This is a genomic window from Methanoculleus sp., from assembly GCF_036677455.1.
GTDB lineage: Archaea > Halobacteriota > Methanomicrobia > Methanomicrobiales > Methanoculleaceae > Methanoculleus.
This window is the reverse complement of the sequence record NZ_JAVBWL010000043.1, coordinates 81,755-92,802: the sequence shown is the minus strand read 5'-3', so window position 1 is coordinate 92,802 and position 11,048 is coordinate 81,755. Positions and strand designations below refer to the sequence as shown.

Below are 11,048 nucleotides of genomic sequence, written 5' to 3'. Positions count from 1 at the left end.
AATGGAGACATTACCGTGCATAGCCAGATAGCCGATCCGGCATCACGAGGGACCGACTTCCCCGACCGAGAGGAATTCATCGACCATCGCCGTTATCCCGGCATTCCGGGCATTCTGATACCCCCGCTTCGCATCCCTCTCTCGACTCCCGGGCAGGCAAGGAGCTCGCCGGCAGGAACGGCATCAAGGATGCGTGGTCATGATGAGATTGATACTCTCGCTCGTAGTTCTTATTGTACTGGCAGCGTTGCTGCCAGCGGCAGCGGCGGCGGATGCAGAAACGGGTGATACACCCCCGGTTTCTGAGATTGATGCCGGAACAAACTATCGACTGCTCAGCTCAGGTTTCATCCCGAACGTCGGCCAGTGCGACGGTGGGGTGGAGTATCTCCTGCAGCACCAGGGAACGATGGTCCTCTTTACGCGAGACGGGCTTGTGCTGGTCCATACCCCGGGAAGCGCGGACAATGCCTCGGTAGACGTTATCCGGCAGTCGTTTGCCGGGGCGTCCCCGGACACGCATCTCGCGGCGAGGGGCCCGCGTCCGGGGGTCATGAACTACTACGTCGGGAACGATTCGTCGAAGTGGCCGAACGGCATCCCGATATACTCCGGGGTCGTGTATGAAGACCTGTATCCCGGAATCGATCTCATGTATACCGAGGAGAACGGCAGGCTGAAACGTGAGTTCAGGGTGTCACCCGGTGCAGATCCCTCGCGGATAGAGCTGCTCTACGAGGGGGAGAACGAGCCCCATGTGGATGGGAACGGCGTGCTGCGGTTCGCGTCGCCGGCAGGGGAGATGCTCGAGAGCCCGCTCGTCTGCTGGCAGGTGATCGGCGGGGAGAAGGTCGACCGGGCCGCGGAGTACGTCGTCGACGGGCGATCGGTTCGCATCGATGTGACGGAGTATGATGCCGGGCATGAGCTGGTCATCGACCCCGAACTGGTCTACTCGAGTTATCTGGGTGGTTGGGATTGGGATCTGGGGTATGCCGTTACGGGTGACGGCTCCGGCGGGGCCTGGGTCACGGGGTATACGGCCTCTCCTGACTTCCCGGTTCTGGACGACTCCAATGGAAAATATGGTCACATTGCTTTCGTCTCCCACTTCGGACCGAACGGCACCCTCCTCTCCTCGACCTGCCTGGGCGGAGGAGGGGGTGAAACGCGTTCTGATTACGGACACGTCCTTGCGGGTGACGACGAGGGAGGGGTCTGGGTCATGGGGACGGCGGGCCCTGGCTTTCCGGTCCTGAACGCATCCCAGGAGGTCTGCGGAGGTGGTGGGGATCTCTTCATCTCCCACCTCTCGTCGTCCGGCACCCTCCTCTCCTCGACCTACCTCGGCGGAGGGGGAGCTGAACTCGACAATGCTCTTGTGGGTGACGGCACCGGTGGGGTCTGGGTCGCGGGGCTTACGACCTCAACCGACTTCCCGGTCACGGATGGTGCATACCAGAGCGACTATGGAGGGGGTTCTGGTGATGCCTTCGTCTCCCACTTCTCATCGACCGGCGTCCTCCTCTTCTCGACCTACCTGGGCGGAGAGAATTATGATTATGGGTCGGCCCTTGCGGGTGACGGCGCCGGTGGTGTCTGGGTCATGGGGGGTAACCAATATGGCAACTTCCCGGTCCTGAACGCATACCAGAGCACCAACAAGGGGGGGTGGGATGTCTTCGTCTCCCACTTCTCGTCGGCGGGCGCTCTCCTCTCCTCGACCTACCTCGGCGGATCGGATCACGATGACGGATCTGCCCTTGCAGGCGATGGCGTTGGAGGTGTCTGGGTCACGGGGGAGACCCGGTCAGTGCACGTGCCGGACTTCGACACGGGCTTCCCGGTCAGGAACGCATACCAGGGCAACAACAGAGGTTATTACGATGCCTTCGTCTCCCACCTCTCATCGGAGGGCGCTCTCCTCTTATCGACCTACCTGGGCGGAGACGAACACGATTCCGGGTATGCCCTTGCTGGTGACGGTTCCGGCGGGGTCTGGGTCACGGGACGTACACGCTCTGCTAATTTCCCGGTCGAAAACGCCTACCAGAGCACCTACGGGGGAGTGTCCACCTATGGCGATCGCTTCGTCTCCCACTTCTCATCGGAGGGCGTTCTCCTCTCCTCGACCTACCTGGGGGGAGAGGCGGATGATTGTGATGGGGGTAGAGGGAGAGAAGATGATTACCGGTATACCCTTGTGGGTGACGATGCTGGAGGTGTCTGGGTCACGGGACATACAGGGTCTACTGACTTCCCTCTCCTGTGGGCATACCAGAGCAGCTACGGGGGAGGTATTCATGATGCCTTCGTCTCCCACTTCTCATCGGAGGGCGTTCTCCTCTTATCGACCTACCTGGGCGGAGAGGATTATGATTATGGAAATGCCCTCGCGAGTGACGGCGCCGGTGGCGTCTGGGTCACGGGGTATACAGGGTCTAATGACTTCCCTCTCCTGTGGGCATACCAGAGCAGCTACGGAGGGAATAGCGATGTCTTCGTCGCGAAGTTCAGCGTTGACGCTCTGGTGCCTCCGCCGGTCGCAAACTTCACCGCGGACGTGACCGCCGGCACTATCCCGCTCGTGGTCCGGTTCACCGACACCTCAACCGGCGACCCGACGTCGTGGTCCTGGACCTTCGGCGACGGCAATATCTCGACCGAGCAGCACCCCACTCACACCTACAGAACATCGGGCAACTACACCGTCAACCTCACGGTCAGCACCATAGATGGCTCCGACACTATCTCCCGACCGGGATGCATCAATGTCACCCGTGTCAGGGGTGACTTAAGCGGGAACGGCGTCGTCGACATCGGCGATGTCGCCCTTGTCGCGCATATGGTCGTCGGAAAGGCGGCGGCCGACCCTGACGCCGACTTCAATGAGAACGGCGCGGTCGATATCGGGGATGCGGCAAAGATCGCCTACTACTTTGTCGAGAAGATCCCGGCGTTGTGAGACCGGCCGTGAGGGGCAAAAACCCCCTTTATTCTCCTCTGCGACAACTCGGGCGGTTCTGGCACCTGCCGTGCTGTTTGCCGGGCTCATAAAGCGTAACGGTAATATCAGACCAACCTGAAAACGAATATCACCGAGGTCGATAGATGAGATACTCTACTCTACTACTAATCTGTCTGGCAGCATGTCTCCTGGTTGGAAACGCGAGCGCAGAGACCCGGATTGTGGCTCCGGGCGGCTCCCTTGAGGACACCGCCGATCTTCCCCTCATCATATCCGGGGTTACGGCGGCGACCGGCGTGGGATTTGAATTGTTCTACGATCCGGACGTCGTCCATATCGAGAGCATCACGGCAAGCAGCGAGGTTCCGGGGTCGAACGTGGTGCCCGGGATCTATAACGACGCGGGGTTCGCAAAGGTGGCCGTCACCAGCACAGAGGGGATCTCCGCACCGGAGCCCGTTCCTCTCGTTATCATCCGGTTCACCCGCGTCGGGCCCGGGGAGAGTTCTGTGACCCTCCAGGAGCCCCAGTGGAGCGATGCGCAATTTATGTCGTTCGATTTTGATGCTGCCGAGGGCGGCATCATCACCTCCCCGGAGACCGCAACGCCGGCGACGCCCACGCCGTCTTCGGGTTCACAGAGTACCTCGTCATCGTCCGGCGCTCCTGCAGCAACCCCGACGCCAGAGCGTACCAAGACCCCGGCGGTCACCACCGCCATCCCCGGGGCGACGACGATGCCGCCGACATCTCCGGCCGGGACCGTCGAGACTCTCCCCACCGCATCCCCGGGTATGACCCCCGGGAGTACGCAGCCGCCCCGCACTCCTGAGGCGGCTCCGGGCTTCGGTGCGGCGACCGTTTTTGCGGCGGGCGTCGTTGGCGTCGCGCTTTTGATGTATCGCCGCTCATGATCAAGTAAGAGAGTTGCGTTCCCCCACCTCTCTTCTTTCTTCGGATGATCTTTATTAACTATGAAACGTCCTCCTCCCGGCGCAGAGATGTGTCATAACACTCTCACGATGATTTACACTATTTCGTTTTAAAACGGGTCCTTTTTTTCAAATCGCTGTTATTATAACCTGGAGCAAATAGAATAAATTTATATGTCCAGAATGGGACAATTTCCTGTATAGCCAATTTGAACGAGGCTGACGTAGAAGGGCGATGAACTGGGCCTGAGCTCCACTGCAGCCCGAATGGCTGTAAGCATACGCATGTGCGCCGGGTAACGGGCGAGGCGTTCCAGAAAGCCCCCTAAAAAAGTGGGTAACGCCCGAACTGACGTATGGATCGAAACATGGACGGAGAAACGCGAAGAGACTCTCACTGAGAGGTTGACTATTATGAGAAAGCATATACTGTTGGTATTATTCTGTGCACTCTGCATGCTGGCTACGGCAGCAGGTGCTGCATCGATCGTCGCTCCGGGGCACCCCCACGGGGGGCTCCTGCCGCCGGGCTCGACCGGGGTCTTCCCGGTTGCCGTCGGCGATCTTGAGAACGCTGAAGGAGTTACCTTCAACCTGACGTTCGACAACACCCTGTTATCGGTGGAGGGCGTCGTGGCCAACGACACCATCCCGGGTTCAGAGGTCGTGCCAAACATCGACAACATTCACGGGTGGGTGAACGTGAGCGTCACGAACTCGCAGGGCATAACCGCCGGGGAAAACTGGCCGTTGCCTCCGCTTGTCGATATCACGTTCCGTGCTACCGAGAACGAGGGTGAGTCGGCGGTGGAGTTTGCGGGGACCCCGACCTACAGCCAGAACTTTGAGCCGGTGTATTTCGATTCGGTTTATGATGACGGCTCGATAGCGGTCAGGGACCCCTCGACGATCTGGGCACCCTCCGGCACGCTGGCCTACGGGCAGCCTGGCACCTTCGCCGTCGGCGTGGACAATGTCACCGGTGCGACGGAGATCTCGTTCGAATTGATGTATGACGGGTCGTACCTTATCGTCGATGATATCGCGATTGCACCGGATCTACCTGGTGCCGTAATCACCTCTGCTCAGGCAATGAACGGCGTCCCGAGTGAGTATGGCCCATACGAACTGGGGGAGTTCGGCCTGGAGTCCGTCCCGGAGGAGATACGGCAGAACATTCAGCAGACTCCTCACCATTACAACTTTGCGTGGGTGACTGTGGAGATCCCGGACGGCCTTACCGTCACGGATTACACCGAGATCGTCGATTTCACGTTCCGGCCGACCAACCTGACCGGCACGAGCGAAATCACTACGTATGCCAATTGGGATGTGGGTGAGGAGTGGCATTACTTTGATCTCGAGATCCCCGGCCAGATCGCAACAAGCGGCGGCGGCAGTTATCCGGGCCTTGGGGAGCTCAGAGCTCCGTCAGCCACCATCGACGCCGGGTCACAGAAGGTGCTCCCGCTCATGGTCCGGTCCCTGAACGCCGCTGACTCTGCGTACGTCTGGGCTGAGTGGAACTCTACCGTGATCAACGTCACATCGGTATCCCTGAATGCAACCGCACAGGGCGCAGGCGTGACGCTTGATAACTGCTGGTATGGTTCATACTATAACGAACCGACCGGGTACCTGAACGCCTACCTCGGGAACATGTCGAACCTCAACACGGCGTCCTGGACCCCGGTTCTCGACCTCATGGTAAAGGCGAACACCACGTCGGGCCAGACCCCGATGACCATATCGGGAACGGCGTACACGATCCCCCGGGAGAACGTCCTAATCCTTCATCCGGCAGCTACGCTTGAGGACGGCGTAATTTCGGTCGTCACCGCGCAGAAGGCGGACCTGAGGGGGACCCTCATCGACCCGCTCCGGTACGTGAAGAAGTATGCCGACGACAGCCTGCACTTCACCCAGACGATGGTCATCGAGAACATCGGTGTCAAGCCCGTCACCGAGGATTTCAAGATCCAGGGTGAGTTCGGGTCGAGCAAGGCCGACATCACCGTCTCGGACGACATAGCCCCCGGGGCGAACATCACCTACCACATGACGGTGCATGTCGTTCCCGGCTACGGCGAGACGGATATCATCCTGACCGATAAAGGTGCTGTGAAGGAGTACGAAATCACCACCGCCGGAAATGTCGCTGTTGGAGACTATTCGATCGGGCTCGGCATCGATGTCGACAACACCGTCGACGAGATCAACGAGGAGAACAACTACGTCCAGACGCGGGCAGAGATCACCCGTCCCGACCTGGTCCCGGTCTGGGAGCCGGTAGGACTCGTCAGCGGGATCCCGTCGAGCAACACGACCATCCTTGAGGCATCGCTCGCCCCCGGCACCTGGACGGTCAAGATCGGGGCGAGGAACGACGGCAACGTCTATGCCCTCCCGACCACCCTGCATTACTCGGTGAACGGTGGAACTCCAAAGCCCTACTCTGTCCCGAGGCTGGAGCCCGGCGAGAACTGGACGACGACGGTCAACATCGACGTCGGCCGTACGGCCAAAACCTACCGCGTCGAGGTCAACGTCAACCGGACTGAGGAGGCGGAGACGGATTATACAAACAACGTCTATACGGGTTCAGTTGGCTCCGGAGCCCCGGTAACGGTGGTCCTTCCTGAAGTCTTCGGCTCGAGCGCCGACGGTGCCGAGGTGGCGATCTGGATCACGAACGTCTCGTCACCAGTCACGGCGTTCCAGATCCCCCTGATCTACGACCCGACGGTCTGTTACAACTCGTCGCCGGTCGAGACGATCCAGGGCGTCACGGTTACGACCTCCTACGGGAGGATCACGCTCACCGGAACCGATCTGCCGGCGCTCACGAGCGATGCTCAGATTGCGACGTTCACGATGAAGGCCCGCACGGACTCCGGCAGGACGTCGCTCCTCGACTCGCAGACGAATGCATACGTAAAGACGACCGATGGCGCATACCTCGAGCTGGAGATCGTTCGCGGCAAGTTTGTTCAGGAGAACAAGACCGACGCTGCCGTCTCCGTCTTCGCTTCACCGAGCGGATCTGCCAACCAGAGCCAGACTATTTCGGTGACGGTCCAGAACCGGAAGTCAAACCCGGTCACTGTCACCGCCAACCTGACCGTGGATAACGGCCAGATCTGGGAGATGCAGGATATCAGTCTCGCCGGGCGTGCAAGCAGGACGTTCACCGTCAATACCTGGAAGCCGGCTGGAGGCACCTACACCCTGAACGCGGCCATCACCGGGGATGATGACCCGGCCGGCAATACCGCTTCGCGGAACATCGTCATCGACAATTACGATCTAGAGGTCACCGACCAGAACAAGCAGTATTGGGGTTACTGGTACGACTATAACAAGTCCGTCCTGAAGAACGAGTACTTCGTGCTCGGAACCTACTTCACGACGAACCAGGCGGGTATGGTGAATGCAACCGTTGCCGTTACGTATCCTGACGGGACGCCGGTCGACCTGACCGATAACTCCGTGTTCGAGTTCCACTATTATTATCCTGCAGAACAGAGCGTGTACGCCTACAACTCTGAGTGGAACAGCGTATCCTGGTATTACATCCAGCCAAAGCAGCTTGGAACGTTCAACTACAGCATCACACTTGAGGCAAAAGGTAAGAGCGCTTACGTCAACGGCACAATCAAGGTCAGGGAGCCCAACGTCGATATCAAGGTGATGAACACCACCCTGGTCACGAATGAGGCCTCAAAGACTCTTGAGTTCCCGGTGTTTGCCCGGACACCATCCGAAGGCCAAAAGGTGCAGCTCCTTCTCGGGGCCGGTGCTGACGGCAGGACCATTCAGGGGCTGACGTCGCTCATCGGCTACCCGCACGGCTGCCCTGAACAGACGATGAGTCCGGCGTTTGTGGCACTCCGTGTGAAGCAGTACTATGCAGAGCGTGGTGCTCTGACCCCTGAGATCAACCAGACCATCCTGCAGACGATGCAGAACGCGCTCGACCGCATGAACGTACCCAACGGCGACAACGCCCAGCAGCTTGCAGGCCAGTCGTATGGTGACGGTTCCGGCGGATGGGCATGGGGCAAGAGCGACTGGTCGACCCCCTCGATGTTCTACACGTTCTACACGAATTACGTGATCACCGAACTCCTGATGGACATGGATGCCGATCCCGGGTTCTGGAACGTCGATACGAACATGAACGGGATCGACCTCAACGCGAGCGCGAACTGGCTGATCCAGAAGCAGAAGGTGGACGGGAACTGGCAGGACTGGGGCTACATCTCCAACGACGTCGAGTGGACCGGATTCATCTCCGAGAACCTTGTAAACGAGTACCCGTATCTGAACGAAACCATGCAGGGTGAGGTGAATTCATCGCTTCAGAGGTCCTGCGCCTGGATGCAGACCTACGATTATTCAGATGAAGACACCCAGGCACTTTCGTACGCAATCCTTGGGCTTATCGCGATACGCGACCATGGCATCGGGGACGCCGCAGCGATCAACGTCAAGATCGATGAACTGGAACTACAACTCCAGGGTAAGAAAGTCATATCGGGAACCGAGTCCTACTGGAATGATGAGACCAAGTGGGACACGTATGAGCCGACAGCAAGTGCGGTTCTCGCCCTCTACAGTGCCGGTGTCGATCCCGCTGACCTGTCGAGCAGCATCAGCCACCTGATCGGCAACCGCGCCGGTCGCTCCTACTCCGGTGGATGGGGAAGCACCCGCACCAGCGCTGCGGTCATCAACACGCTGACCAATGTCGTGCCGCAGGGGAATGTGGACTTCACCGTGGATGTCGAGATCAAGAATCCGGCTGACGTGACGGTCTGGTCCCGTAACGACATCTCCTTCAACCAGAACTCGTTCAGTTTCGTCCATGAACTGACGGAGGAGGAACTGGGCACGCTGTATGGGTTCGGCGCCCCGAACGGCACTGCAACCGTTATCATCTCCGGGAAGACTGATGCCGATCCGGCGAAGATCGCGAAGTTGAGCGTCTCGATCGACAGTTTCGAACAGGTCCCGGAGAGCATCGCGCTTGCGACCATCCCTGAGAAGTACATCGACCCGATCGCGACCGACTTCGATCTACAGATCGTTGCCCCGGCGCCGGGTGATCTGGAGGAAGGAGACTCGTGGGACGTCGGGTTTACCGTCAACAACAACTATGCTGACTCTATCGACCAGAGCGTGATGATCATAGAGATCCCGATCAGCAACGCGGTGAACTTCACCGGCAGTGCTCTCGGATCGGATACCGCGTACTATCTCTCCGGCGGTGAAACGAAGCGCATCTCGCACATGTACAACGCTACCGCGAAGGTGCTCTACATCTACCCCGGCTCTGATGATGAGTCCAGGCCGAGCGTTCTTGCAGGCGAGTCCAAGACTTTCTTTGTCCCGCTGAAGTTCGGAACCTCGGGCAACATCACGGTCGAAGCGCGGGTCTACCCGATGTATAATGATACCTGGATGGCGCTCGGCAGCGGCGGCACCTACGTGATGGGATACGGCAACGTCACCCTCGCGGCGGTGGACGAGAATGATGCACCGGTGAATGCTGAGTTCTATGTGAACGGAGCATCCGTTGCATCCGGAGTAAGCACATATAACGCCCGGCTGCTTGAGGACACCTATCCGGTTGCGATCCGGAAAGACTCTGTCTGGATCAACTCCTCGGTGAACGTCGCACCGTCTGAGAGCGTCACCTACACGGCGCACTTTGCGAGCGACACCTCCGTCCCGTACATCGCGCAGGCGGAGGGCACGGCAGGCGAGATCCGGATCATGCCCCCGGCGATCGAGGACACCACGGACAATGCCAGCACGAGCCACTGGAATGCAGCGACAAAGGCAATGAAGTCGTTTAATTCGACCATTGCAAGCAGCGGTGGCCGTGCGACCATCTCGGTCGAGATCCCGACCCTCACCCGGAACATCGGAACGGCCGAACTGAACGATACCGTTGTGGTTATGGTCCACAACGCATCCGGATGGTTCACGGTCCCGTCGAGCGGGTACAGCCTTGCCGGCGGCGTCCTGACGCTGTTCAACATTGATACGGCGGATGTCGACGAGATCTCCATTGGGTTTGAGGGAAGGCTGCTTGGGGATGTCACTAAAGACGGCAGAATCCGTCTGAATGATGCCATTGCCATTGCACAATCGCTTGTGCCCGGTGAGGGAGGACTGACGGGCAACGCCAGAATCTACGGTGATGTCGACAATTCCGGCAACTTACGGTTACAGGATGCAATCACCATTGCACAGTATCTGATCCCGGGTCAGTACGACGACAACTATCAGCCTCTCTGACGAGGCACGAGGATTGAGCCTATGAGCAGAACAGCCCTCATTTTTTTACTCACACTTGCACTTGTTTCAGTGACGTCGGCGAACGAGATTGTCATCGAGAGCGGGGATGACCAGCAGTATCTCACCTTTATCGCCGGCAGCACCAAGGACATTGCAGGGTACAACATTCAGTTGAACTACTCCGCAGACACCAGAATCCTGAGTGTTGAACCGCTTGAACCATACACTGGTGTATTCAAGATCGAGAACGATGCAGGGTGGACGCGAATAATCGGGTTTACCGGTGGGGATACCTACTCTGCCCGGCTTGCCGGGTTCACCTACTCCGGGAAGGGAGACTTCTCGATCATCGTGTATGAGTTGTACGACAGCGAGCTCAATGATGTGACGGTATCCAACACAATGGGTATCGTGCCCGAGGCAACTGGCTCACCAACGCCCACGATCCCCGAGTACCAGCCGGGCCCCGGATACGTGTCTCCCACCGGGACTGCGAGCGGGTCGACACCCGTTACCGGGGGATCTGCCGGCCTGCCGGTGGTGCCGAGTCCAACATCCGTACCCTCTCCGGAGCCCACGCCGCCGGTAGCTCCGTCCCTGTCCCAATCTCCGTCTCCTGCACTTACGGAGGGGAATACGGCGACGCCAACGGTGACTCTGGAAACAATGACACAAAGTCCCTACTCCGAGTCAACCCCTAAATCCCCGTTTGGTGCGATGCTCGTAATTTGCGCCATATTAATTGCAGCATTTGGCTTCGCGAGCATAAGAAAACATATTTAAGTTTACAAAACTTTTTATCTGATGATCGACTCGATTTCAAGAGGAGAGAGAGATGTCAC

At 58.8% G+C, this 11,048-nt stretch carries 4 protein-coding genes; all 4 read left to right on the top strand.

Annotation, left to right across the window (positions count from 1 at the left end; genetic code table 11):
* The first annotated feature begins 199 nt into the window (after nucleotides 1-199).
* Entirely contained in the window at nucleotides 200-2,965 is a 2,766-nt protein-coding gene (locus V6K60_RS10025; RefSeq protein ID WP_332450381.1) for a DUF7948 domain-containing protein, read from the top strand.
* 146 nt (nucleotides 2,966-3,111) lie between these two features.
* Nucleotides 3,112-3,882, top strand: a complete 771-nt coding sequence (locus tag V6K60_RS10020; protein WP_332450380.1) for a cohesin domain-containing protein — start codon at nucleotides 3,112-3,114, stop codon at nucleotides 3,880-3,882.
* A 474-nt stretch (nucleotides 3,883-4,356) separates the two neighbouring features.
* Nucleotides 4,357-10,206 carry a CARDB domain-containing protein gene (locus V6K60_RS10015; RefSeq protein WP_332450379.1) on the top strand — a complete coding sequence of 1,950 codons (5,850 nt, stop codon included), beginning with the start codon at nucleotides 4,357-4,359 and terminating at the stop codon, nucleotides 10,204-10,206.
* 21 nt (nucleotides 10,207-10,227) lie between these two features.
* Complete coding sequence (locus tag V6K60_RS10010) at nucleotides 10,228-10,989, top strand: hypothetical protein (protein ID WP_332450378.1); 762 nt, start codon at nucleotides 10,228-10,230, stop codon at nucleotides 10,987-10,989.
* Nucleotides 10,990-11,048 lie beyond the last annotated feature (59 nt).